The 22,066-nt window shown below is 61.9% G+C and carries 27 protein-coding genes and 2 pseudogenes; 8 read left to right on the top strand and 21 right to left on the bottom strand.

The window, feature by feature from the left end; all coding sequences use genetic code 11:
- Positions 1-22: 22 nt before the first annotated feature.
- Positions 23-370: a GrlR family regulatory protein gene (locus tag HAP54_RS35535; protein WP_166295085.1), complete on the bottom strand. Its 348-nt coding sequence runs from the start codon at positions 368-370 to the stop codon at positions 23-25.
- Between the two features lie 163 nt (positions 371-533).
- On the opposite strand from HAP54_RS35535, the gene HAP54_RS35530 reads away from it, so the two are divergent.
- From HAP54_RS35530 to HAP54_RS35520, 3 genes and pseudogenes are all read left to right on the top strand, one after another.
- Positions 534-707, top strand: a complete 174-nt coding sequence (locus HAP54_RS35530; RefSeq protein WP_166295083.1) for a hypothetical protein — start codon at positions 534-536, stop codon at positions 705-707.
- An 878-nt stretch (positions 708-1,585) separates the two neighbouring features.
- The gene (locus HAP54_RS35525; RefSeq protein ID WP_166295081.1) at positions 1,586-2,038 is read left to right on the top strand and encodes a VOC family protein; all 453 of its coding nucleotides are present in this window, start codon (positions 1,586-1,588) and stop codon (positions 2,036-2,038) included.
- A gap of 368 nt (positions 2,039-2,406) precedes the next feature.
- Positions 2,407-3,047 (top strand): annotated as a pseudogene (locus HAP54_RS35520) (glutathione S-transferase family protein).
- A gap of 12 nt (positions 3,048-3,059) precedes the next feature.
- On the opposite strand, the gene HAP54_RS35515 reads toward HAP54_RS35520, so the two are convergent.
- The 4 genes from HAP54_RS35515 to HAP54_RS35500 all read right to left on the bottom strand — a co-directional run bounded on the left by HAP54_RS35515 (position 3,060) and on the right by HAP54_RS35500 (position 5,948).
- The gene (locus HAP54_RS35515; RefSeq protein ID WP_166293428.1) at positions 3,060-3,305 is read right to left on the bottom strand and encodes a hypothetical protein; all 246 of its coding nucleotides are present in this window, start codon (positions 3,303-3,305) and stop codon (positions 3,060-3,062) included.
- Positions 3,306-3,435: 130 nt separating this feature from the next.
- A complete protein-coding gene (locus HAP54_RS35510; protein ID WP_029083331.1) occupies positions 3,436-3,693 on the bottom strand; it encodes a PilZ domain-containing protein in 258 nt (85 codons plus the stop codon).
- Between the two features lie 78 nt (positions 3,694-3,771).
- The gene (locus HAP54_RS35505) at positions 3,772-5,106 is read right to left on the bottom strand and encodes an IS1182 family transposase (protein ID WP_166202952.1); all 1,335 of its coding nucleotides are present in this window, start codon (positions 5,104-5,106) and stop codon (positions 3,772-3,774) included.
- A gap of 290 nt (positions 5,107-5,396) precedes the next feature.
- Positions 5,397-5,948, bottom strand: coding sequence for a TetR/AcrR family transcriptional regulator (locus HAP54_RS35500; protein WP_166295079.1), 552 nt, complete (start codon positions 5,946-5,948; stop codon positions 5,397-5,399).
- Between the two features lie 118 nt (positions 5,949-6,066).
- On the opposite strand from HAP54_RS35500, the gene HAP54_RS35495 reads away from it, so the two are divergent.
- From HAP54_RS35495 to HAP54_RS35480, 4 genes are all read left to right on the top strand, one after another.
- Positions 6,067-6,924: an oxidoreductase gene (locus HAP54_RS35495; RefSeq protein WP_166295078.1), complete on the top strand. Its 858-nt coding sequence runs from the start codon at positions 6,067-6,069 to the stop codon at positions 6,922-6,924.
- A 67-nt stretch (positions 6,925-6,991) separates the two neighbouring features.
- The gene (locus HAP54_RS35490; RefSeq protein ID WP_166295076.1) at positions 6,992-7,993 is read left to right on the top strand and encodes an NADP-dependent oxidoreductase; all 1,002 of its coding nucleotides are present in this window, start codon (positions 6,992-6,994) and stop codon (positions 7,991-7,993) included.
- Positions 7,994-8,212: 219 nt separating this feature from the next.
- Positions 8,213-8,773, top strand: a complete 561-nt coding sequence (locus HAP54_RS35485; protein WP_224741633.1) for a hypothetical protein — start codon at positions 8,213-8,215, stop codon at positions 8,771-8,773.
- Between the two features lie 44 nt (positions 8,774-8,817).
- Positions 8,818-9,552, top strand: coding sequence for a tyrosine-type recombinase/integrase (locus HAP54_RS35480; RefSeq protein WP_224741634.1), 735 nt, complete (start codon positions 8,818-8,820; stop codon positions 9,550-9,552).
- Between the two features lie 211 nt (positions 9,553-9,763).
- Here the strand turns inward: HAP54_RS35480 and HAP54_RS35475 are convergent, their stop codons facing one another.
- The 10 genes and pseudogenes from HAP54_RS35475 to HAP54_RS35430 all read right to left on the bottom strand — a co-directional run bounded on the left by HAP54_RS35475 (position 9,764) and on the right by HAP54_RS35430 (position 16,442).
- Positions 9,764-10,471 (bottom strand): APC family permease, encoded by a 708-nt coding sequence (locus HAP54_RS35475; protein WP_339156789.1) that lies wholly within the window; start codon positions 10,469-10,471, stop codon positions 9,764-9,766.
- 55 nt (positions 10,472-10,526) lie between these two features.
- Positions 10,527-10,976: pseudogene (locus HAP54_RS35470) on the bottom strand (amino acid permease); the annotation flags it as partial.
- Positions 10,977-11,022: 46 nt separating this feature from the next.
- The gene (locus tag HAP54_RS35465) at positions 11,023-11,589 is read right to left on the bottom strand and encodes a cytochrome b (RefSeq protein ID WP_166295074.1); all 567 of its coding nucleotides are present in this window, start codon (positions 11,587-11,589) and stop codon (positions 11,023-11,025) included.
- Positions 11,590-11,631: 42 nt separating this feature from the next.
- Positions 11,632-12,465 (bottom strand): universal stress protein, encoded by an 834-nt coding sequence (locus tag HAP54_RS35460; protein WP_166295072.1) that lies wholly within the window; start codon positions 12,463-12,465, stop codon positions 11,632-11,634.
- Between the two features lie 168 nt (positions 12,466-12,633).
- Entirely contained in the window at positions 12,634-13,011 is a 378-nt protein-coding gene (locus HAP54_RS35455) for a DUF1515 family protein (RefSeq protein ID WP_166295070.1), read from the bottom strand.
- Complete coding sequence (locus tag HAP54_RS35450) at positions 13,008-13,271, bottom strand: hypothetical protein (protein ID WP_166295068.1); 264 nt, start codon at positions 13,269-13,271, stop codon at positions 13,008-13,010. Before HAP54_RS35450 ends, HAP54_RS35455 begins: the two co-directional genes overlap by 4 nt.
- A gap of 49 nt (positions 13,272-13,320) precedes the next feature.
- A complete protein-coding gene (locus HAP54_RS35445; RefSeq protein ID WP_166295066.1) occupies positions 13,321-13,722 on the bottom strand; it encodes a hypothetical protein in 402 nt (133 codons plus the stop codon).
- Positions 13,719-14,969 (bottom strand): peptidoglycan-binding protein, encoded by a 1,251-nt coding sequence (locus HAP54_RS35440; RefSeq protein ID WP_166295064.1) that lies wholly within the window; start codon positions 14,967-14,969, stop codon positions 13,719-13,721. The genes HAP54_RS35445 and HAP54_RS35440 overlap by 4 nt, the downstream gene beginning before the upstream one ends.
- 407 nt (positions 14,970-15,376) lie before the next feature.
- On the bottom strand, positions 15,377-15,868 hold the full coding sequence (locus tag HAP54_RS35435) for a septal ring lytic transglycosylase RlpA family protein (RefSeq protein ID WP_029085012.1): 492 nt from the start codon (positions 15,866-15,868) through the stop codon (positions 15,377-15,379).
- A gap of 295 nt (positions 15,869-16,163) precedes the next feature.
- Entirely contained in the window at positions 16,164-16,442 is a 279-nt protein-coding gene (locus tag HAP54_RS35430) for a hypothetical protein (RefSeq protein WP_166295062.1), read from the bottom strand.
- 121 nt (positions 16,443-16,563) lie between these two features.
- Here HAP54_RS35430 and HAP54_RS35425 point away from each other — a divergent pair.
- Positions 16,564-17,693 (top strand): IS3-like element ISRj2 family transposase gene (locus tag HAP54_RS35425; protein WP_166204126.1). Its coding sequence is split into 2 segments (ribosomal slippage): positions 16,564-16,816 and positions 16,816-17,693, totalling 1,131 coding nucleotides; the frame shifts between segments, so codons are not numbered across the junction.
- A 256-nt stretch (positions 17,694-17,949) separates the two neighbouring features.
- On the opposite strand, the gene HAP54_RS35420 is transcribed toward HAP54_RS35425, so the two are convergent.
- Genes HAP54_RS35420 through HAP54_RS35395 form a run of 6 tightly spaced genes read right to left on the bottom strand, consistent with a single transcriptional unit; the run spans position 17,950 to position 22,036 of the window.
- Positions 17,950-19,776: a pyocin knob domain-containing protein gene (locus HAP54_RS35420; RefSeq protein WP_224741635.1), complete on the bottom strand. Its 1,827-nt coding sequence runs from the start codon at positions 19,774-19,776 to the stop codon at positions 17,950-17,952.
- A 53-nt stretch (positions 19,777-19,829) separates the two neighbouring features.
- The gene (locus HAP54_RS35415) at positions 19,830-20,174 is read right to left on the bottom strand and encodes a hypothetical protein (protein ID WP_166295060.1); all 345 of its coding nucleotides are present in this window, start codon (positions 20,172-20,174) and stop codon (positions 19,830-19,832) included.
- 20 nt (positions 20,175-20,194) lie between these two features.
- Entirely contained in the window at positions 20,195-20,761 is a 567-nt protein-coding gene (locus HAP54_RS35410; protein WP_166295058.1) for a hypothetical protein, read from the bottom strand.
- Positions 20,758-21,162 (bottom strand): hypothetical protein, encoded by a 405-nt coding sequence (locus tag HAP54_RS35405; RefSeq protein ID WP_166295056.1) that lies wholly within the window; start codon positions 21,160-21,162, stop codon positions 20,758-20,760. The genes HAP54_RS35410 and HAP54_RS35405 overlap by 4 nt, the downstream gene beginning before the upstream one ends.
- Positions 21,159-21,599 carry a hypothetical protein gene (locus tag HAP54_RS35400; RefSeq protein WP_029085018.1) on the bottom strand — a complete coding sequence of 147 codons (441 nt, stop codon included), beginning with the start codon at positions 21,597-21,599 and terminating at the stop codon, positions 21,159-21,161. Before HAP54_RS35400 ends, HAP54_RS35405 begins: the two co-directional genes overlap by 4 nt.
- Positions 21,599-22,036, bottom strand: a complete 438-nt coding sequence (locus tag HAP54_RS35395; protein ID WP_166295054.1) for a hypothetical protein — start codon at positions 22,034-22,036, stop codon at positions 21,599-21,601. Before HAP54_RS35395 ends, HAP54_RS35400 begins: the two co-directional genes overlap by 1 nt.
- Positions 22,037-22,066: the final 30 nt, after the last annotated feature.

Genomic DNA, 22,066 nt, shown 5'->3' with positions numbered 1-22,066 from the left:
CTCGTCCACAGGCTCGTGGCGATCATGCATCCGCCAGCCATTTCAGGGTTGCCTGGAAGCTCATGCTGCGGGTTCCAACCAGCACGGTCCCGAACACCTCGGCCTCGTCACCGCTGAACGTGCCGGAGAAGCCGCTCGTCACCTCCTGCCCGGCGAAGAGTGGCCGGACGAACGGATCGGAAAAGGGGGTGTGCTGGTTGGTGCTGAGATAGCCCTTCCATGTTCCCTCGCCGACCGTATAGGCCCCGATCGACCAGTAGTGCGGCCCGCCGCCGATCAAGAGACCGTCGCGCAGGATAAGGACGCTGCTGTCGCGGCCCTGCACGCCGTCAGTCATGTGGAGATGGACCGAATAGAGCCCGTTCTTCATCGATCATGCCATGTTCCGAAAGGCCCACATTATGGCCCCAACCGGCGCCGCACGCGAGCGGGCCGGCCGGTTCGGCCACCGATTCGCGCCCAAAAGGGCCCGATCCGGGCGCTTACAAATCGTTAAGAAACTGACAAGGTTCGTCAGCCGGAGGGACAGAGCCATGCTGGTTTACCCCATACCTGCCGAAGTGACGCAAGCCAGGGTGCAGCTCGTCGTCGACCAGACGGCGAAGGCGCAGCCGCGCGTCATCAGCGAGGACCTGCTTGACGTCTTCGCCGCCAAGAACCAGGCCGTTCGCGATGCCGTCGAGACCATCCTCGACATCAAGGTGTGAGGACCGGCGATCGGCGCCGGGTTGCTCGTGAGATGTAAGCGACGCGCACCCGCGCAGATTGCACCCCTGCGTTTGGAAGCCCGCGCGAAATCCTCCTAACGGGTTTTTCTTTTGAACCTTCGGCGCAATTCGAAGACAAACCGGCACTGGGGATTTCAGGGCCCAGTGTCTGGCGCAGCGCTGTGGGACGAAGATACTCCGTCTACGCGGCGCTGTTGCATTTTATGAATTCAACCTTAAGTTTGGCTCCCAACAGTTGACGGCTCACGCCCTGAGAGATCCCCAGTCCGTCAGCTGGGAAAGCCCCGCATCCAGCCTGCGGGGCTTTCCATTTTTTGGGATGGGGGAGCCTTCCGCCGCCCGCACTGTTGTGTGTCCGGTTGCCGGCACGATCTCCCCAAGGCCGGTCGGCAGCAGACCTCGCGAGCCCGCTCGCGGGGTTTTCTTTTTAGAGGACGTCCAACCTCGCGCGTCCTTGATTGGCCGTGATGAGCGATTGGTGAGATAGAGGCCGCGCCTCCAAGGCGTGACTACAAGGCTCGACCACGAAAGCCCCGTCCCGGAAATTTTGCCGGGCGGGGCTTTCTCGTATCTCGTCCTGTGCAAGCGTGTCGCTGAGCCAGTCGTTGGTGTCGACCGCATTCTGAGCAACCGCATCCGCGCGCTTTATCACCAGGCTGAGTGATGGCAGGGTCTCTCGACCCGGAGCGCGATCGCCGCCGCGCGTTGAAAGCTCGCGAAAGCTTGAGAATGCGAGGGACCTGAGGGGTCGGCAAAAGTCGTGCAGACCCCTGCCCCATGTCGCATTTTGCTGCTATTTCTTGGCCCGTCTCGCCCGAGCCCAAACAAAATCGCTGAATCCTCAGGAGGATAAAAAAATGCGTTATCTCCACACCATGCTGCGCGTTCGCAATCTCGATATCGCGATGAAGTTCTATCAGCACGCGCTGGGGCTGAGGGAAGTGCGCCGCATCGACAACGACAAGGGCCGCTTCACGCTGGTGTTTCTCTGCGCGGAGGAGGATTTCTATCTGCTCAAGTCGCTGCCGCAAAGCCGTGGCGCGCCGCTGGTCGAGCTGACCTACAATTGGGACGAGGAGAAATACGGCGAGGACCGGCATTTCGGCCATCTCGCCTACGAGGTCGACGACATCTACGCGACCTGCGAGAAGCTGATGAAGATGGGCGTCACCATCAACCGGCCGCCGCGCGACGGCAACATGGCGTTCGTCCGTTCGCCCGACCTGCACTCGATCGAGATCCTGCAAAAGGGCGAGCCGAAGGCTCCGGCCGAGCCGTGGGCCTCGATGCCGAACACCGGGCACTGGTAAACGCCCCGCTTGCGTGCCCGTTCCCGATCCGCGTTTGACCCGTGGCCAACGCGGAGCAAACGATAGGAACATGGCGCGAGCCCTGACGTTGCCTCCCCATATGGCGAATGCGAGGAGGCGACGAGATGGGAAAAGGTGTTTTGCTTTGGCTGTTGGGTGTGCCGATCCCGGTGATCATCGTGCTGTGGTTGCTGTTCGGTCACTGACTGCGTCTTGATGCGCAACGCGTATGAACGAGGCTCTGCCGCGATGCGGCGGAGCCTCTTTTTTTGTGTTCTTTTTTGCTCTCGGTACAAATCATCCCGCGCATTTCCGGATCGATTCCGCTAAGAACGCGCGCAAAGCACAACAGCGGGAAGAAACGCGTGATGGACAGCAAGCCGCAACTGACGATCTGGGGCCGGGCCAATTCGGTCAATGTGCAGAAGGTGCTGTGGTGCCTCGCCGAGCTCGACCTCCCCTACCAGCGCATCGATGCCGGCATGCAGTTCGGCAAGAACGATCAGCCTGATTATCTCGCGATAATCCGAATGGCCGCGTCCCGACCATGGTCGACGGCGACTATGCGCTGTGGGAATCCAATTCGGTGATGCGCTATCTCTGCATGGCCTATGGCCAGAGTTCGCCGCTCTATCCGCAATCCCCGAAGGCGCGCGCCGCCGTCAACCGCTGGCTCGACTGGACGCTGTCGACGCTGCAGCCGGTCGACCGCCCGGTGTTCTGGGGACTGGTGCGTACGCCGCCGGAGAAGCGCGACATGGTTCAGATCCAGAAGGACGCCGATGCCGAAGGCGTGGTGTGGCGCGTGGTCGAGGCGCAGCTTGCAGCGCGCCGCTTTGTCGAGGGCGATCAGTTCACGATCGCCGACGTCGCGCTCGGCGCCTTTGCGCGGCGCTGGTTCGGTGTCGAGGGGGTCACCAAGCCGAAGCTGCCCAATCTCGAACGCTGGTTCGGCGAGATCGCACAGCGGCCGGCCTTTGTGCGCGTCGTCGCGCCGCCGATGTCCTGAACCGCAAGCCTTTCAGCGCCCGCTGGACATCCCGGCACCGACACTGACGGCGCCACCGAGCTTCACGCAGGTGTCGGAGCCCTCGACCTTGACGAAGCCCGGTCCGTACGAGGCGCAAGGATTGCTCCGCGTCGCGGATTTCGACGGCAAGGTCTTGCCGGCGTCGGGGGGCGTCTGAAAATTCCGGCGGTCGCCGGCTTGCGCGAACGCAGCGGCGGGAAGCAGGACGGCGACGATGGCGAAGCTGATCTTGCGCATCCGGCCTTTTATCGCGCGCAACCGGATCAGGCTAGCGCATGATGCGATTTGGAGGAATCGCATCATGAGCTAGCTCATTCTTTTGAGCATGATCTGTTCGGAAAACCGGCCTCCACTTTCCGGATCATGCTCAGCGCACGAATTTGACGCCGAACGTCTTACCCTTGCGCCAGACCACTTCGCAGGCGCGCCCGGTGCGGGCATCCCGCGCAAACGCCAGCCGCAGCTTGGCCGGCAGCGTGTTGTTGTCCTGGACGGTGATCTTTGCACCCGTCGAGGAGATGTCCTCGACCATGCAGGGACGCGCGGCGAATCCGCCGTCGAGCGTGATCCAGCCGGATTGACGCAGCGATTTGCGCGTTTCGCGCTTCTTGGACCCTAAAGCCATTCCATCATCCCCAGGCTCACGCCTAGGAGCCCGTCCAGATATGTTTTCGTGACGGGCATTTGTTGTAGAGTAGCAGGCTCAGGCTGCGTTTGCGAGGTTGAACAGCTTGAGGAGGTTATGGACGGTGCAGATCATTGTCCACTCGGCGCGCACTTTCTCGATGCCCCGCAACAGGAACTGGCGGAAGCCTCTTGCCTGTTTGATCTGCCCGAACACCGGCTCCACCACTTGCTTTCGCAATCGGTAGGGTGTTTCGAAGCCGCCATCGTCGATCTTCTTTCGCATGGCCTGTGTCAGCGGGCCGCCGACTTTTCCGTTCGCTACTGTCGGGTGCTTGGCGCGTCCGGGCGCGACATAGCCATCGATGCTGCGTGTGTCGAGCGCTTCGAGATTGGCTTCGCTGCAGTAGCCGGAATCCGCTGAGGCCTGCCGCGGCTTGCGGCCAAGATTGCTCTCGATGGCCTCGATCAGGGGCACCAACTGGCCCTGATCGCTGCCGTGCTGGGTCAGTTCTTGCGCGACAATGATCTGGGCATGTGCATCGACGGCCGCCTGGGCATTATAGGCCTGAACGAAGCCATCCTTCGACTTCATGATGCGGCTTTCCGGATCGGTGAAGTTGCGTTGCGCCTTGGGATTGGGTTCCTCCGATGGCAGCGCCGCCGGTTTGCCCGGCTTCTTGCGGCCTTCGGCCTGGCGCTGCTGTTCCTTTTCGGCCTCGATGCGGCGCTCTTCCTCCGCCGCCAGTTTGGCGTCCGCTTCCAGCGCCGCCATCGCTTGCTGGATCTTCGCCAGCCGTTTCTGCTTGTCGACGGTCCAGTCCGGCAGTTCGTCGCTGTTGCCGAAAGTCTCATCCTCCGAGGCATCCGCCGCCTCGGCGGCCGCCAGCATGCGAGCGACCTCGGCCTTCAATTCCGCCTCGCGCTTCTTCATGCGCTCATAACTCATCGCCTTGTGTTTCGACGCGTTCGCCTTGATCTTCGTACCATCCAGCGCGACATGACCGAGCTTGACCAGCCCGGCCGTCTCGCACAACTTCAGAACCTGCACGAATAGCGCGCCGAGCGCCTTCAAATGTCGCTTGCGAAAGTCGCTGATCGTCCGAAAATCCGGCGCATCCAGCGCCACGATCATCACAAAATCGTTCCGCTCCCGGCAGGCCTTGGCAATCCGACGCGACGAATACAGCCCACTCGCATAGCTATGCAGCAGCAGCGCCACCATCATCCGCGGATCAAACGGCGGCTGCCCAAGCCCGCTCACATAGCTGCCCATGATCTCCCTGAGATCGAGGCTCTCCCGCACCAGATCAACCATAAACCGCGAGACATGGCCTTTCGGCACGAAGTCCTGCACATTCGGCGGCAGAAGCAGCGTCTGATCGATGTTCCAAGGCCGAAAATACTTGCTCATCGCCCAATGTTGAATCAGACCCGACCAGATTTGAACAGCGACTATCCAGACAAGCTCCTAGCGCCGCTGGCTTTACAAAGGGTTGCGAAATCGCGGCGGATTGCAGCAATCGCGGGGTTGTACACATCGGCGCACAGCAGTCCGGCGAAGCGTCCGCTCCTGCGCTAATTTGTTGAGTTTGCTGGATTTTCGATTTGGCGCCAAATCTGCACTGCGCCCGCGGCCGATCCCCCAATTCGGGCGATGGCCCCCCGCCTCCCGCACTCCACCGCAGCCATTGCGATGAGCGGTCAGTTGCCCAATTCTTTCTTGGTTGCGCGAAGAATGTCGTCCGACAGCTTGGGATCGTTCACGGCCCGCGCGAGCACAAGCGCCCCAACCAGGGAGGCGACGGTCGCGAGCGCCTTCTCCTCGCGCTGCCGTGGCTTCAGCCCGGAACCCATTCGGCCGCTCAGCAGCCCGATCATGCCCCGCACTCCTGCCGTGAAACGCTCTCGCACACCGCTGCTTTGGCGCGGCATCTCACAGCACAGGGCTGCGAATGGGCAGCCGCTTCCCGGCATGTCCCGGTGCGCGTCGGAAAGGTATTCTGAAATGTAGTCGGAGAGAGCAAATACCTCAGGCACTTCCTGCCCTTTGGTGGCTATCGCATAGGCCACCACTTCCTCGACGAGCCGCTCCTTGGAGCCAAACTGGCTGTACAGGCTCCCGTGCGTCATCCCGGCCGCCTCGGTCAGCGCGTCAACGCCTACGCCGGAGATGCCGCGCTCTCGCATCAGGCGTGAGGCGGCCTTGAGGATACGCTCGCGATTTTCGGCAGCCTGCTCTTTTGAAACGCGCATGTCGCAGTTCCCGGGGTTGGGGCGGGGTCTTGACAATTATAATTACGATCGTCATGTAAATCAATAGTTACGATCGTCATCAAAAACGATGGGATCGGCGCCCTGTCAGGAGAAGGCCATGACCAGGATCGAGGAAAAAATCGCGCTCGTGACCGGCGCTTCGTCAGGCATCGGCGAAGCCACGGCGGAGCGGCTCGCGAAAGCTGGCTACAAAGTCTACGGCACCAGCAGACGGGAAGCCCGAGCAGGCAAACGATCGTTCGAGATTCTACCCCTCGACGTGACAAGCGACGAATCCGTGGAGGCTGCCGTCAGCGAAGTGATACGGCGCCACGGTCGCATCGATCTGCTCGTGAACAACGCCGGCTTCGGTGTTGCGCCCGCCGGCGCGGAAGAGAGCTCGCTCGAACAGGCCCGGTCGATCTTCGAAACAAACTTCTTCGGGCTTGTCCGGATGACGCGCGCCGTCGTGCCTCACATGCGACGGCAAGGCAGTGGTCGCATCATCAACATCGGCTCCGTGCTCGGCTTTCTGCCGATGCCGTATGGCGCGCTCTATGCCGCCACCAAGCACGCAGTGGAAGGCTATTCAGAATCACTCGACCACGAGCTCCGCACGAGGGGCATCCGGGTCTCGGTCATCGAGCCTGCCTACACGAAGACGCCATTCGACGCGAACTTGATCGAACCGGATGCCAAGCTCGATGAGTATCGCGAGGCCCGTGCGGGCGTAAGCAAAAGGGTGAGCGAAGTGATGGCGACCGCCGAACCGCCTGGCGTTGTTGCAGACACCGTGCTGAAGGCGGCCAACGCGGCGCGTCCGAAGATCCGATACGCTGCCGGTCGACTTGCGAACCGGTTGCGATTGCTTCGCAGATTCGCGCCTGCACGCCTGGTGGACGCCGGGATTCGAAAGGACCTTCGGCTGGATGCACCAATCGCGTCGCAGCCCGCCCGCCCTGCCCGTGCTTTCTAACGGCGTGCGCGCGGTGCATGCGTCTACTGTCGTTGCCACAGTCAAGCCCCCAGGGACATCGCAAAGCATGAGAGCACTTGTCTTGAAGCGTTATGGCAAGCCGGATCAAGTCGCGTTGGTTGATGCTCCCCGGCCAGTGCCAAAGCCGGATGACATTCTCGTTCAGGTCCACGCGGCGGGATTGAATCCAATCGACAACATGATTCCGAAAGGAATGTTCAAGCCCATCCTCCGGCTTCAGCTGCCGGCCACGCTGGGCAGCGATTTGGCCGGGGTCGTTGTGGAGGTTGGAAGTCGCGTGACTCGCTTCAAGCCGGGCGATGCCGTCTTCGCCAGTATCTTCGACCTGGTCGGCGGCGCGCTTGCCGAATTTGCGCTCGTGCCCGAGAGTGCCGCCGCACTCAAACCGCCAAATCTCGACTTTGTGCAAGCGGCCTCGATCCCGATGGTCGGGTTGACGTCGTGGCAGGCGCTCAAGGAGCGTGCGCACCTCAAGCCGGGTAACAAGGTGTTCATCCCCGCAGGCTCCGGGGGCATTGGCACGTTCGCGATCCAGCTCGCGAAATACCTTGGAGCAAAGGTGGCGACGACGACCAGCACCGGAAACGTGGATCTGGTGCGGAGCCTCGGCGCCGACGAGGTGATTGATTACAAGAAGCAGGAATTTGAGGATGTGCTGCGGGACTATGATGCCGTGCTGGGCACAGTCAGGGGCGACGCTCTCGAAAAATCCCTCCGGATTCTGAAGCCTAAAAGCACCGTCATCTCGCTTATCGGCCCGCCCGACGCCGTATTCGCTCGGGCCCGAGGCATGAACTTTCTTATGGTGTCCTTGTTCGGGTTACTGAGCCGCAAGATTATTCGCCGCTCCAAAAAGTACGGCGTCGCCTACTCGTTCCTGTTCGTGCGCCCGGACGGTGGTCAACTCGCAGAGATCGGTGAGCTTCTCAAGGCTGGGCACATTCGGCCGGTGATAGATCGGGTATTTCCATTCGAGCAGGCAAAGGAAGCGCTTGCGCATCTCGATCAGGGTCGAGCCAAAGGAAAGGTCGTTGTCCGGATGACGTAATGGCGTCGACGTTGGCCGTCGATTGCGGTTCCCTGAACTGAACAGGACCGCATCATGCATTGTCGCAGATCATCGCGGATTGGCGCCGATGGCGCTCCCTAGCGGCGCGAGCGGCGTTGCCGACGATCCTGTTGAAATCTCGGGATAATCCGTAATTTATTGACTTCTGACGGCAACTCCTTCGATGCTGGCGTGCAACAAAACGTCCAACAGGGTCCGATGCCGGAGCGTCTCACCAAGCGAAAAGGGTACTGGCATTTCGTGCGGCGCGTACCGCCCGAATTCGCCGCGGTCGATCCGCGTGGCATCGTCAAGCAATCGACCAAGATCCGCGTCGCCCACGACCGGTCAGGCATCCGTGCCGGCCGGGTGGCTGACCAGCTCAATATCGACCTGGAGGCATCCTGGAGAGCCGCCGCGGGCCAGGGAACCCGCGACGCCATTGTCGCACTCGATGAGGCCCGGCAGCGGGCGCAAGCCCTGCAGCTCACCTACAGGCCGGTTGACGACGTCGCGAAAGAGGCCCTTGCGGAGATCCTCCGCCGGATCGACGCCCTCTCGGTTGGCGATCGTAGGCATGACCCCGCCACGGCCGCTGCCACCCTCGGCGGCGTCGACCTTCCGGAGATCATGCTGTCCGGCCTGTTCGACGAGTTCGAGGTCGCCAAGAAAACGACGATCGCCAGGATGTCGCCCGGCCAATTCAAGAAATGGAAGAACGGCAAGCGACGGGCGGTCGAGCTGCTGATCACGGTCATCGGCGATAAGGCCAGCGACTGACGCGCGATGACGCGCTGAAATATACCGACCACTGGACCGAGCGCGTGGTCGATGGCGCGGTGCTGGCCGCGACAGCCAATCGCAACCTGACGCACATAACGGGCATGCTGTCGGCCGTCTCGAAACGCCACCGGCTGAACCTCGATCGCGTGTTCGCCGGCGCCAGGCTCGAGGGCGACGCGTCGCGGCCTCGGCCGCCTTTCTCGCCCTGGTGGATCGTCAACCGCCTCCTGGCGGCCGGCGCGCTGGAGACCATGAACGATGAGGAGCGCTCCGTGGTCATGGTGATGATCAACACCGGCGCCCGGCCGAGTGAGATCATCAACCTGCGCCGCCGACATATCGTCCTGGACGCGCCAATCCCCCATATCCGCGTGCGCCCAGACGATCGCGTCCTGAAAACAGCCTTCTCCGATCGCGACATCCCACTGATCGGGGTCTCGCTCGAGGCGATGCGCCGATTCCCTGACGGCTTCCCGCATTACCGTGACAAGGGCGACACCCTGTCGGCCGCAGTCAATGCGTACTTCTCCGATCACGGCCTGCGCGAGACCGAGAATCACACGCTTTATTCGCTGCGGCACGGCTTCAAGGACCGTTTGCGCAGCGTCGAGACGCCGGACGAACTCAAAGACGAGCTAATGGGCCACGACACCAAAAAGCCGAAGTACGGAGACGGTCACGGGCTCGACCTGAAGCGGAAGTACATCCAGCTGATCGCGCTAGCACCGGGAATGCAGGTTCCCGCTCCGCTGCAGCTGGTGGCGGCGATCAAATGAGCTGAGATGTTTTTACTATTGGCGTTTGCATCTCGCCAATATGACCCCAAACCGGATCGATTCCCAGACATCCAAGCCGCCACGATCCAAACTGCCTACGATCCGTTCAAGACGCCGCGTGTCGTCGACCGCGGCCCTTCGCCTCGTTCCAACGACCAGTATGACCTAACGACGACCAAGGTCGTCCCGGCCGCTGCTCCCGCCGCTCAAGCTACCCGAAGAACGCTCCCGCCATCATCCCGACGGAAGTCGCAAGGCCAGCCGCGGGTATCCATATCGGAACGGTGACGTGGGGACCGATCGACCGCACGCCGCGATACCTAAGCCGTAGCAACGCAAGATTTACCAGTGCGAATACCGCCAGCGTCGCCAGCGAGGTGCTTTCGGCAAGCCGCGTCAGAGGGAAGAACAATGCCAGCGGAAAGCTGGCCGCGGCAACGCATACCGTGGCGATCAGGGGCGTGCCGGTTCGAGCATGCACTCTGGCAAGGACCAATGGCAATTGGCCTTCCCGTGCAATCCCGTAGATCACTCGAGCCGCCATTGTCATCTGTGCAAGGATTGTGTTTAGCGTCGCAACGATCGCGATCGCGCTTATCGTCGCGGGACTGACGCCTGCGACTTCACGAAACACCAAGCTAAGCGGCGCCGACGAGGAAGCCAATCGCTCGGTCGACACGGCGCTAACGGCCACGGCCGCGACTAGAACATACAACAACGTCGAAATGCCGAGCGTAAGCACCATGGCGCGGGGAATATCCCGAAGCGGGTCTTTCGCCTCCTCGACGATATTGGCCAGGTCTTCGAAGCCGATGAAAGCGAAGAAAGCAAGCAAGCAAGCTGCCAAAGCCGATGCCGGTAAGAAGTGACGCGTCAAGCGGCGGCGATGCGATCGTCGAAGCGATGGGAAGACCGGCATGATTGCCCACAACGATGACGGTCAGCAATCCACCGACCTCGATGACGGTGAACAGGGCAGCGAGCGCGACGGATTCCAGAATGCCCCACGCCGCGACCGCGGCCAGCGCCGCGATGACGATGACGGCAATGACCCCCTGAGGAAGATCGACAAATTGCTGGATATAACCGGCCGATCCGAGCGTCACGGTCGCCGATGACACGACACCAGTTGCCGCGGTCAAAAGACCGATTGCCGTCGAAAATGTTGGAGACTGGAAGGCAGCCCTAACATAAGCGGCTTCGCCCGCACTGACCGGATAGCGCGTCGAGAGTTCTGCGTAGGAGGCAACGGTCAGCGCCATGACTACCGCCGCTAGCAAGAATGACCATGGGGCATACACTCCTGCTTGACCAGCAACGGCGCCGATCAACACGTAAATTCCGGCACCCACCGTGATGCCGGTGCCATAGAGCACCAGCAAAAGCAGCCCAAGACGCCTCCGCAGCGGAACCGCGGCCTCCATCGATGGGTTACGCTGCATTGGGGACTAAAACCTAGTCTGCAAGAGGTTACCGCTTGCCGCCCGGAAGCATCCGAACGAGCGTATTGTCGCCGAAAACAATGTGATGAAGCAGGGCTGCGATAGCGTGGAACATCGCGACGATCACAAGCGCATGAGCGGCAATTTCGTGAATCTCCCTTACCGAATGCGCGAAAGCGCGATCTCGTACCCACGGTGACGCAATTTCGACGACCCCGAACAACGGCAGAGCGTCCCCTCTCCCGAACTGCGCAATGATTCCGAGCACTGGAACGGCAACCAGGAGCATGTAAAGCGTGTAATGCGCTACGCCTGCTGCCGGGTCCGCCCAGCGGCCAAGCCATCTACCAAATTCGTTTCGCTCTGGAGCCGGCGCCGGATCGGCAATGCGCCAAATTACACGCGTTGCCAGCGCAACTAATATCAACAGACCGACCGAAATATGAATGACAAGGCCGGTTGCGCGAGTGGCCCCCTTCGGCAAGTCTTCGCCGAAGACGCCAAGCGCCCAGGCAACAATTACAAGCACCACAGTCAGCCAGTGCAGAAACTGGGGAACGGCGCCGTATCGATCTCTAGAGTTCGTCAACTGCATGTCTCGATCTCCAAGCTCATCCTAGGTCGATGCGCATGGTCCTCAATGCGAAAACAGAATCGGGAGCGGTGGCTTAGACAGCAGGCTCCTGGTTGCTCCGCCAAGAACAAATTCCCGCAGGCGGGAGTGCCCGTACGCACCCATCACAAGCACATCCACCTCATGGGCAGAAACATAGGAGTTGAGAACCGCGTCAATCGACCTGCCCCTGGTGTCAACTAGATCGAGCACGACGTCAATGCCGTGCCGCGACAAGTTCTTCGACAATTCTTCGGCGGAATGCTTGCGATCGAGATGCTTCTCGTTGAGTACGGTGACCACGCGGACTTTGCTTGCCTTTTCCAATAGCGGAAGCGCGTCCGATACCGCACGCGCCGCCGCGCGGCTGAAATCCCAAGCCACCGCGACCGTGACGATCTTGAACGGGCGAGATCGCGGATTTCGCGGCATCGCCAGAACCGGCCTGCCAGACCCGAAGATTACGGCCTCGGCGTTCGATCGGTCGCTAGACTCTGGCATGATGGTAAGATCGCGAAGCCGTGCATATTCGCACAGGAGTTCAGGGACCTCGGTGGTCTTACATCTCTGAATGATGGATTCGCAGGAAGCGCCATTCTTTCTCGCGGCATCGTCGAATGCTGCAATAAGGCTTTGTGCATCCTTATGGCTCTTGGCGGTTTCTCCTGCTATGACTGCGGGCAGACCCACCACAGAGCCCGAGAGGAAGTGGCCGGGTACTTCAACGTGAACTTCGCAGGACAAGGCCGTGATGTGAGCTTCCAGGGCGGCTGCGACCGCGATCGCCTCCTCAACAGCCGATATCGGCGTCGGGTCCGGGTAACTCGTCAACGCGACCAGAATGTCTTTAATCGACATGGAACCCTCGTATCATTCCATCAAGCTAATACGGAACTGACCTTGGAGGTTTGATACAGCTCAATATATTGAGCTCCGGAAATGCACTGCCGAACGAGCGCCAAGCGTGGCCGCGCTTGGGCGCCGAGCTCGAGCAGCGCGAGCACGACGACGACATGATGCGAAATATCAGTGCTTAAAGTGAATGTCTACGAAGTTGTTGACGACCCAAACGATGCCGCCGCTCAATGCGACCGCAGCCCAATAGATCCAGCGGCTGACGTTTCTGACGCCGTCTGCTTGCACTCGGACGTTTTGGACAGCCTGGACGGTCGGTTTCATCTCGGCGATGTCTTTGGTCGCCGTCGAGATTTGCGCGCCCATCGTCGTGACCTCGGCCCGCAGCGCCTCGACCTTTTGATGCAGATCCTTGCGGCCCTCGGATGCCTTCTCTTCCATCCGCTGCCAGGTCTGCAGCAGCGTCGAGACGGTCGACTCGAGGCCGCCGATCTTGGCGGCCATTTGCAGCAACGCAGTGTTTACGCTGGCCGTGTCGTCGCCGCTCATTTCGCCTTCTTTCGCTTGAACAGACCGAACCGAGGCGCCGGCTTTTCCGCCGGCGCCGTGCTGTCGCAGGCGACGCCGTCGACGCGGCCGATGCCCTCGCGGACGTCCTGGTACTGGCAGACGGCGCGCCGCAGGCAGGCATTGACCTTTGCCAGCGCAGCGCGGTCGGTTTTCCAGAGCCGCTCGATCTCGCCGGCGTCGAGCTCGCGATCCGGCGTATCGACCGGCGCACGCTCGCAGGCCGCAACGTCCGCCGGCATCGCCGGAATGTTCGGCGCGTCAGGAGGCGGAGCCTGCAGCCGCTCCTGGCTACCAAACCCCGCGCACCCGGCGAGACATGTCGCGAGTAAAACACTTGTTAGCGTTAGCTGGCGTTGCATCGATTGCCCCCTGGTTAGACTTGATCTGCGCCTCGGCCTCCGCGGCGCGTTTGGCGTCGCGCTGTTGCAGGGCGTTGGCGAAAACGAGCTGGCGATCCTTTTCCTCTAGGCGCGCCTGCAATTGCGCATTCTGCTCGGCGACCTGCGCCGCCTCGCACTTGGCATCCGCCGAGCTAAAGCCGGCGTTGTAGAGATGCGCGCCGCCGGCGATTGCAGCGCCGCCGGCGACGACAGCCAGGCTGCCGGCGAACAACGCGCCGGCGGCAAATGGCGAGAGGCTGACGCCGGCGAAGCCCGCCAGGCGCATGACGATTGCGACGATCCAGCTCATGCGTGTTTCCCCGCGCGATAATCAGCCAGGCGGCGCTGCTCGAGCGTGTCGGCCACAAACCAGACCAGGACGCCGACGCCGGCGACGACGACCAGGGCGGCGACGCCGATCGCGATCGCCTGGACCGCGCCAGGCGTCAGGCCGAGGCCGCCGACCGCTTCCTTTGCCGCCGAGACCTGCGTCGCGCGATCGGTCACCCAGGCGAGCGCGCCGGCTGTGCCGAGGCCGCTCGAGCCGCCGAAGATCTTGCCGGCCCACCCCTTGGCCCGATCGGTCAGCGCGATCGTCTGCGAGCCCTCGTCGCGGAGATCCTCGACGGTCGCAGCCGCCCGCGTCTCGGCGACCTGGCGCGGCGCCTGCGGCTTGCCGAGCTCGGCGATCAGCTGGTCGTCGATTGCGGGCGTGAGCGGCAGGCCGCGCGCGTTGCGATAGGCCAGGACCATGCCCTCGGTCCGGCCCTGCGGCGATTGCTCGCCGTCGACCTGGCCGACGTCGTAATAACCGAGCTCGCGCAGCCGCGCCTGGACATGCGCGACGACGTCAGGATCTACCGGCGCCGGCGTCGTCGCGAGCTTCGCATGCTCTTGCGGATGCGACGTCGCGAGGCCGTGCTCGAATAGCGCCGCCTCGTCGTCGCGGCGCAGGCGCAGGCCCCTGCTGTCCGGCCAGAGCCGTTTCATCGACCGGATCAGGCCAGGGATCTTGGCGAACTCGCCGCTGCCGATCGCCGCCTTGATCTGGCGCATCTCGGTCCAGCGCGGACCAGGCTTATTGAATCCGCAGGCGTCCCGGTTAAACGCGATCGAGAGGATGACGCCTTTGCAGTCCGGCGAGAGCTCGTCGAAACCAGGCAGCAGCCGCCGGCAGATCGCGAGATAGCGCGGAATGTCATGGTTCGAGAAAACCTCGCGCGCGACGTCCCAAGGGATATCGACGACGCCGCGCAGCTTGCGCGCCAGCGAAGCCGCGGCCTGCCCTCTGATGCCGGCGCACTTCGCGAGTGCCTTGACCATCACATCCGGGATCTTGCCGGACCAATCGGCCAGGATCTGCGCGCGCGTCTGTGTGCCGAAGTCGTACCCGACGCCGCCAGTCACGCCGGACTGTTCGCCCGGCCAGGTCGGCCCGCTCAGATGCTTTGAATACCAGGCTTCGCTGGTGAGCTCGGCGGCGACGATCAGATCGAAGGCCGCACGCGAGATCCCATGCAAATCGATAGCGCTCGCAGAAATGACTGCGTTGGTCATCGTGATAATCCTTTTGTGGAATGAAGGAGCGCGGCCCGGTCAGACCAGAGCGTTTGCGCGTATCAGCAATTGGTCGCTGTCGGAGGGGCCGCGATCACCCGCTGCAACAGGCCGTAGATCGCTTGATCTGAGTAGCTGGGTCCGCCGGTCAACGGAGCGGATGGTCGACTTCGGTCAAAAGCCGACTTCGGTGGCCAATGCGCCGATGTCCGCTCAGGGGCACGAGGGACATTCGGACTGGTTCTCTACATTCAGAGCTGATGGCAACGAAAATTGCGCCCGCCTCGGCCGGCGCCTTGTCGCCAAAGTAGCATCGTCTCAAAGATGCAGTAGCGAGCAGGCCATCGAGGCGTTCCCACCGTCCAGGAGGGGCCGTGCTCTACCTATACCTCTTCCGCGAGCGATGTTCAGCCAACCGGTCCGGGGATCCAATAGTCGCCGGACAGCGGCCTAACTGTTACGCCATGAATCACCCCGAGCTGCAGGCTTGGATCGAAATAGCGCATAGTCTGCTCATTGAGGTCAATGACGCGACCAGGCGTTAGTGGCCCCACGTCATTTATCTTGACGATGACCTTCTTGCCTACAGCCTCAACGAGGGCATACTTCGGCCTCGCGCCATATTGGACCCCACCAAATTTCTGACGCAAGCTCGTCTTGATGGCAGCCGCCCAGACGGAGGGATCATAGCGCTCGCCGGAGGCTGTGTTCGGGCCGCCCTCCTGCGATCCGGGCCGGAACGGGTTGTACATTGATGCAGCGCCAACGATCGCATCCCCACAAGCATCATTGACGACGGCGCTAGAATGAACTGCTTCGATTTCACTTCGAGCAACGGTTACGGAAACGGCAAACGCGACTACGGCGCCGCAAGTTGCGGCGCTCGATCGAAACAGCATTCATAACTCCTTGACTGATTGTTTTCGATTGTTCGGTTCCCGATGCCGCAAAACATGGCCAAACGAACGCGGAGGCGTTCTCGAACTTGCGCCAATTTTTTGCGGATTCGTGCCGATCGTGGCGACGGAACCGATGAGGGAACCAGGGCGGCCCCTCGCACAGTGTTCTTAGTTCTCACCAACTAACGCAGAGATTGCGTCAGCAGCATGACTGAACGGGCCGATGTCCGCTAAGAAATCCGACTTCGGTTGCGGGCGCGTGTCGATATCCGCGCAGGGGCCGCACGCCGCCCGGTTAGACCAGGGCGTTAGCGCGAATCAGCAGTTGGTCGACCTGCTCGTCGGAGAGGTCGACGACCGCGATCATGTGCTGCACCAGAGGATCAGCTCGCCGGATCTCGGTCGCGAGATCCCATTCCTCCTGGACGGCCGCATCCGCCGCGATCTCGGTCTTGACCGTGACCCAATTGCCGAGCTCATCAAAGGCGCGTTTCAGGCCGAGCTTGGTGCAGGAATCCGGCGGAGGCGGAGGCGGCAGCGGATCAGCTGCCGACGGCACCGGCGGCGAGTACACGCCGCCGACCAGCGTGCCGCCGATCGCGTACTCAGAGCTGGCTCCGCAAATTCGGACAGTAGCTTGAGTGGATTTTCTGCCTGACAGCGGCGAGGATTCTTGCCGCGAATCAGGAGCGAAGATGACGAAGAAGAGCCGCCGGATGCATTCTCCGGCATTCAAGGCGAAGGTTGCTTTGGCTGCGGTCAAAGGCGACAAGACGCTGGCGGAGCTGGCGCAACTGTTTGATGTTCATCCGAACCAGATCACGATCTGGAAAAACCAGCTCCTGGAAGGCGCCGCCGGCGTGTTTGGGCATGACAAGGCGTCGGCCGAGACGCCGGTCGATTTGAAGGCGTTACATGCCAAGATCGGCGAGCTGGCGTTGGAAAACGATTTTTTGTCCGGCGCGCTCACCAAGGCGGGCCTGCTGAGCGCAAAGCGATGATCGACCGCGGTCATGATCTTTCTATCGTGCGCCAGGCGAAGGTCCTGAAGCTGGCTCGCAGCACGGTCTACTATGAACCTCGGCCAGTTTCGGCCGAGGACCTTGCCTTGATGCGTCGGCTCGATGAGCTGCATCTCGATTATCCCTTCGCGGGAGCGCGTATGCAGCGATCGTTGCTGCGGCGGGAGGGCGTATACGCCGGTCGCCGCCACATCGCGACGCTGATGAAGCGCATGGGGATCGAGGCGGTCTATCGTCGCCCGAACACGAGTAAGCCGGCACCGGGTCACAAGATCTACCCGTACCTGTTGCGCGGATTGAAGATCGAGCGGCCCGACCAGGCGTGGGCAATGGACATCACCTACATTCCGATGCGGCGTGGCTTCGTCTATCTCGCGGCGGTCGTCGATGTGTTCAGCCGACGGGTCCTGGCCCATCGCGTCTCGATCACAATGGAGGCGGCCTTCTGCGTCGAAGCGGTCCAGGAGGCGTTGGCGAAGCACGGCAGGCCCGAGATTTTCAACACGGACCAGGGCAGCCAGTTCACCAGCCTCGAGTTCACCGATGTGCTGCTGGACGCGAAGATCGCCATCAGCATGGACGGCAAGGGCGCCTGGCGCGACAACGTGTTTGTCGAGCGGCTCTGGCGCACGGTCAAATACGAAGAAGTTTATCTCCGCGCCTACGACAGCGTGTCCGAGGCGCGAGCGTCAATTGCCAAGTATCTGGCCTTCTACAATCAGGGACGCCCTCACTCGAGCCTTGACGGGCGCACGCCCGACGAGGCTTACTTCGGCACGCAAGCTATGGTGATGGCCGCATGACCGTCGCCGACGATTTTGTCGTCGCTCTGGTCGGGCTACGCCCTCCCGACGCAACGACAAAATCGTAAGGCCCCGCGTTCAGCATAACCCGGCAGGAATCCACTTAAATCCCGCGGGGCGCTGTCCAAACAACCGGCGCCAGCTCTCTCTCCGCCCATGACGAGCGTGTGGCCGTCTGGCGGCGTGAACTCCGCAGGCTCGTCGTCGAACACAAGCGCGCTGACGATGCCGCCCTGCGCATCGAGGATGTAACCGATCATTGTGCAAGAAACTCCCAGATGTTGATTAGGCCAGACGAGCCTGCGCCACCGCTAATGTTGGACGCGGCCGACTGGTTGGAGAGACCGCCGCCGCCGCCGGCGCCGAACCCGGTCGCCGCATTGCCGTTCGATTGATAGGCCGTTGCGTTGCCCATGATCCCGACGCCGCCGCTGCCATACGGGCTATCAGCACCCCTGCCCTTGCCGACGATGATGTTCGTCGTCGACGCCATTTGCTGATAATGGCCGTTGTCTCCCGTGTTTCCCGTAAAGCCATAATCGCCCGTCGTGATGGTGCCGCCGGCGCCGGCGGAGTTGCCAGCTCCGCCAGCGCCGATCGCAACCGTCTGGGCGGCGCCGAGCTGCGCCGCGGTCAGCCATCGGAGAGACCTTCCGCCGGCGCCGCCGCCCGGTCCCGCGAGCACGTAAGACGCATTTGGCGCAACGCCGCCGCCGGCGCCGCCGCCGCCGAGCGCTTCAACCAGTGTACCGATGATATTCGCGGACGGATTGTAAGTGCCTGACGCCGTGAACCGCAGCAGGTTGAGCCGGCCGACCGCGCCAAGGTTTGTCCTGGCTGTAGCCTTGTTCGCCAGAGCCGCCAGGTTGTCGTCATGTGCGAGCAACAGGCGCCACGGATACCACGTGCCGCCCTGCTGCACCCTAAAATAGGTTTGCGTATTGGTAGGCGTGCCGTTGAGGACAATCGCGCGCTGCTCGACATAGCCTGCGAGACTATAGGCCAGCACTTCGAGGTACCACAGCGCGCCGGCGAACGGCGCATTGACGTTCGTTGTGCTGCTCAGTTGGTAAGAGCCGGTTGTAACGATCGCGTTGCAATCGGCCGCGCCGCTCAAGTCGATCACCTGGCGGATGCCGAGATTGAGCCGCGCCGTCACAGGGTTTGCCACGTCCGAAAGATTGTTCGCCGAGCTCAGATCGCCGGCGCCAGGCTGGCCGACGATGTTGAAATTCCAGCTCGCGATCGTGCCGGCGCCGTTGGTCTTGTCGACCGTGATCGTCAGGATCGTGCCGGCATAGCTCGCGAGGCCCTCCATCCAATTCGACGGATTGGCCGTCGAGGTCGCACGAACACGCGCGCCGTTCTGATACGCCAGGCCGGCCTGCGTCGTGAACGCCTGCGCGCCGGCGCCGATCGTGAGCGACGTCGTCGACGTTCCGCCGTAACCCGCGCCCTGGATACCCTGCGCGCCCTGGTCGCCCTTGCTCGCGAGGACGGCCCAATAGGTCGTATTCGGCGGCGCCTGGCCGGAGCCCGGCGCCGGATTGATCCAGACGTAGGACGAGCCGCCAGAGGTTGCGACGTCCATCAGGTTGTAGGTTTTCGCGTTGTCATACGGCGCCGGCGTGCCGAGGCCGCGATAGATCCCGAGGAAGGACCATGCGCCGGCGACATGAACCCACATTTTCCCGGTCGACGGCTGCAGGGCAAATTGTCCATCCGAGCCGAGCGACGGATCTGGCGCAGCGAGCGACGCATCGACAAACCAAAAGAAGCCCGTCGTATTCAGCGCAGCGACCAGCGTCGAAACGTCGACCATCGCCTGCGCGCCGGCGATGCGCTGCGGCGACACTTTCCAAACCACATAGGCGACGCCGGCTTGCGCGCCGCCGCCCCATGGCGGGATAACGAGATGCGTCGGATCAGTGACGTCAGCGATGATCGTCTGAAAATTGCCGATCTGCAGGATGTCGCCAGGCCGGACGTTCGTGCCCGACCAGATCGTCGCCGATCCGGTCACAACGGTACCGTTGGCCGCAACGGAAATCGTTCCGGTCGCGTAACTGGCAAGCGCCGTCATCTCGATAACCTCTCGATTGTCTTTTTGGGTTTTGTGGAGCGGAGGCCGCTGGACTAAGGCAGCAGGGCCAGCCGCTGGTCCTCGTAATGCGCCGGGACACCGTTATCGGCGAGGATCTTATTCAGCTCGGCCAGGCTGTGCGCGTTCCGGACCGCGACGATCAGCCCCCTGCGCTTGTTTTCCTTGACCATGAGCTCGTCCGGTTTCGCCAGGATGACGGCCGCGAGCTCCTGCGCGGTCCTGCCCTCGATCCGCGCGGCCTCCTCGAATTCCGCGGTCGCAGCGGCGCCATTCTGGACGGATAGCGCCAGCATATGCTTGCGCGCATGCGCGACGTCATGGCCGTCGACCATAAGGAACGTGTTGATCCGGCGCTCGGCGCGCTTCTTCTCCTGCACCAAAGGCGCAATCTGAATTCTCATTGCGCGACCACCTCGAAGGCGCCGACCTTGTAGGGCTGCGCGGCGACGATCGTCACCCGGAATGCACCAGCCTGGTCGATCGCGAACTCAATCTTTCCATCGGCGACGTCCTCCTGGTGGACCAGCTTGCCGTCGTACCAAACATAAACCGCGAACGTTTCCGGCTGCACAGTCAGATGCAGAGCATCGACGCCGTCGGCCTTGATCGGCCGGATCTCGCCGCTGATGACAACCTCCGGCTTGGGTCGAATTTCCGGCGGATCAGTCGACAGGTCGACATAAGCCTCTTTGATATCGACAGGTCCATCATAGAGAATGTGATCGATGCCGGCCTCCGCGAACGACTTGGAGATCTCGTCCATGGGTCGCGCGGCGTCGAGAATGACCTGCGTAATAATTCCGTTCTCGTCGTGCCGGATCAGCGTCTTGGTCTTGTTGACCGCCTCCGGCTCCTCGATCGTGACCGCAATGGCCTCTGGACTGACCGCGACCGCCTCTCCGCCGACGCTCGCCGGCGTGTAGCCAGGCACCGCCCATGCCGCGTCGAGTGTCACCCCCGTCATCCTGCGATCCTCCTGAACAGCGAGAAATAGAGCCGTCCCTGCTGGTTGCCGAACTTGAACCGAAACACGATGGACGAGGTCGTCACGGCCGCGTAGATCCAGAAATCAGTGCCGCCGCCGCGGTAGGCTTCGCACTGCAGATATTGTGCGCCAGGGTTTAGAAGGACGCTCGGATCGCAATAACCCAGCATGAACGGCGGCGCGTCGAGCGTCTCCCCGAAGTTCAATTGAGCTGTACTATCGTTGATGCTATCCAGGGTGCCGCTCAAATAGAACTGGTGACCAGACCAGCGGGAATCGAACACCGTTTGATCCAGGTTGGCGAGCGCTGCGTCAACGCCAGGCTTGCTAACGACGAGCCTCGCGCCAGCTCCGCCCTGCATAAAAACCCGCTGCGTCACCCAAGGCTCCGATTGAAGATCATGTAGTCGACATAAATGCCGTAGGACTCAGAAATCAGATTGTTGAAAGTCATGGTGTTGTTCTGGATCTGAAATCCGTTCTGGATCTCGTAATAGACGACGCCGCCGATCGTGATGTCCCTCGGCACCGCCATATCCAGTCGGTAAGGGTAGGACACGACGCCCGAGTCGATGTAGGTGCGAAACGAGACAAACGGGTTTTGCGGTAGCGTCGCCGGATACGGAATCGCAACCGCTCCGCTGAGAGCCGGCAGGAAGATGCTGCCCGACATGATGACCTGCTCGTTCTTGACGTCCGATTTCAAAAGGAACTGCGCTGCGGCAGTGGCCGTGACGACGTCGACAGCAGGCACGGAAAGCCAGACGCCATATTGCCCGAGGCTCGGATGCAGGCCCAACAGGAACCGGCGAGCCATTACCAGACCTTCCAAGCGATATAGAACAGATTGAACGCGAGCCCGTGCAAGCGGGAGTACCTTGCGAACACCAGGCCAGAATCATCCGGCGTAAACCCATCCCTCGCGCAAAGCACAGCGAACGGCGAGCGCTGAATGGCGGTAGAGCTGTTGGCGTCCCGCATGACCAGCGTCTGACCGTATCCCGCGACTCCCGAGGACAGACTGTAAGGGACGATGTCCACCGCCGGCGGCGTCGGATACGTGCCCGAATAGAATATCTTGGTGCCACTCAGGAACGTGTAGGCTGGAATCAGCCCCACCTCGAGAGGCCTGCCCTGGTTGAACCGACTGTCGAGCGACAGATACTTGTAATCGACGGCCGGCGGAAACTGCGCGTCGTATCCGGGCTTCGATACTGTCACCCGCGAAGCATCGATATAGATCCGGACCGCCATCGTCCGGTCACTCCGAAATAATCAGAGTGC

This window comes from Bradyrhizobium sp. 2S1 (assembly GCF_011516625.5).
GTDB classification, from domain to species: Bacteria; Pseudomonadota; Alphaproteobacteria; order Rhizobiales; family Xanthobacteraceae; genus Bradyrhizobium; species Bradyrhizobium septentrionale.
Note: the sequence above shows the minus strand (reverse complement) of the source record. Positions and strands in the feature narration are given on the sequence as shown.

What these genes read in the sequence shown, in the direction of transcription:
- HAP54_RS35535 (WP_166295085.1), bottom strand. Translation starts at nt 370, where the DNA reads ATGAAGAACGGGCTCTATTCGGTCCATCTCCACATGACTGACGGCGTG.
- HAP54_RS35530 (WP_166295083.1), top strand. Translation starts at nt 534, where the DNA reads ATGCTGGTTTACCCCATACCTGCCGAAGTGACGCAAGCCAGGGTGCAG.
- HAP54_RS35525 (WP_166295081.1), top strand. Translation starts at nt 1,586, where the DNA reads ATGCGTTATCTCCACACCATGCTGCGCGTTCGCAATCTCGATATCGCG.
- HAP54_RS35515 (WP_166293428.1), bottom strand. Translation starts at nt 3,305, where the DNA reads ATGCGCAAGATCAGCTTCGCCATCGTCGCCGTCCTGCTTCCCGCCGCT.
- HAP54_RS35510 (WP_029083331.1), bottom strand. Translation starts at nt 3,693, where the DNA reads ATGGCTTTAGGGTCCAAGAAGCGCGAAACGCGCAAATCGCTGCGTCAA.
- HAP54_RS35505 (WP_166202952.1), bottom strand. Translation starts at nt 5,106, where the DNA reads ATGAGCAAGTATTTTCGGCCTTGGAACATCGATCAGACGCTGCTTCTG.
- HAP54_RS35500 (WP_166295079.1), bottom strand. Translation starts at nt 5,948, where the DNA reads ATGCGCGTTTCAAAAGAGCAGGCTGCCGAAAATCGCGAGCGTATCCTC.
- HAP54_RS35495 (WP_166295078.1), top strand. Translation starts at nt 6,067, where the DNA reads ATGACCAGGATCGAGGAAAAAATCGCGCTCGTGACCGGCGCTTCGTCA.
- HAP54_RS35490 (WP_166295076.1), top strand. Translation starts at nt 6,992, where the DNA reads ATGAGAGCACTTGTCTTGAAGCGTTATGGCAAGCCGGATCAAGTCGCG.
- HAP54_RS35485 (WP_224741633.1), top strand. Translation starts at nt 8,213, where the DNA reads ATGCCGGAGCGTCTCACCAAGCGAAAAGGGTACTGGCATTTCGTGCGG.
- HAP54_RS35475 (WP_339156789.1), bottom strand. Translation starts at nt 10,471, where the DNA reads ATGCCGGTCTTCCCATCGCTTCGACGATCGCATCGCCGCCGCTTGACG.
- HAP54_RS35465 (WP_166295074.1), bottom strand. Translation starts at nt 11,589, where the DNA reads ATGCAGTTGACGAACTCTAGAGATCGATACGGCGCCGTTCCCCAGTTT.
- HAP54_RS35460 (WP_166295072.1), bottom strand. Translation starts at nt 12,465, where the DNA reads ATGTCGATTAAAGACATTCTGGTCGCGTTGACGAGTTACCCGGACCCG.
- HAP54_RS35455 (WP_166295070.1), bottom strand. Translation starts at nt 13,011, where the DNA reads ATGAGCGGCGACGACACGGCCAGCGTAAACACTGCGTTGCTGCAAATG.
- HAP54_RS35450 (WP_166295068.1), bottom strand. Translation starts at nt 13,271, where the DNA reads ATGCCGGCGGACGTTGCGGCCTGCGAGCGTGCGCCGGTCGATACGCCG.
- HAP54_RS35445 (WP_166295066.1), bottom strand. Translation starts at nt 13,722, where the DNA reads ATGAGCTGGATCGTCGCAATCGTCATGCGCCTGGCGGGCTTCGCCGGC.
- HAP54_RS35440 (WP_166295064.1), bottom strand. Translation starts at nt 14,969, where the DNA reads ATGACCAACGCAGTCATTTCTGCGAGCGCTATCGATTTGCATGGGATC.
- HAP54_RS35435 (WP_029085012.1), bottom strand. Translation starts at nt 15,868, where the DNA reads ATGCTGTTTCGATCGAGCGCCGCAACTTGCGGCGCCGTAGTCGCGTTT.
- HAP54_RS35420 (WP_224741635.1), bottom strand. Translation starts at nt 19,776, where the DNA reads ATGACGGCGCTTGCCAGTTACGCGACCGGAACGATTTCCGTTGCGGCC.
- HAP54_RS35410 (WP_166295058.1), bottom strand. Translation starts at nt 20,761, where the DNA reads ATGACGGGGGTGACACTCGACGCGGCATGGGCGGTGCCTGGCTACACG.
- HAP54_RS35400 (WP_029085018.1), bottom strand. Translation starts at nt 21,599, where the DNA reads ATGGCTCGCCGGTTCCTGTTGGGCCTGCATCCGAGCCTCGGGCAATAT.
- HAP54_RS35395 (WP_166295054.1), bottom strand. Translation starts at nt 22,036, where the DNA reads ATGGCGGTCCGGATCTATATCGATGCTTCGCGGGTGACAGTATCGAAG.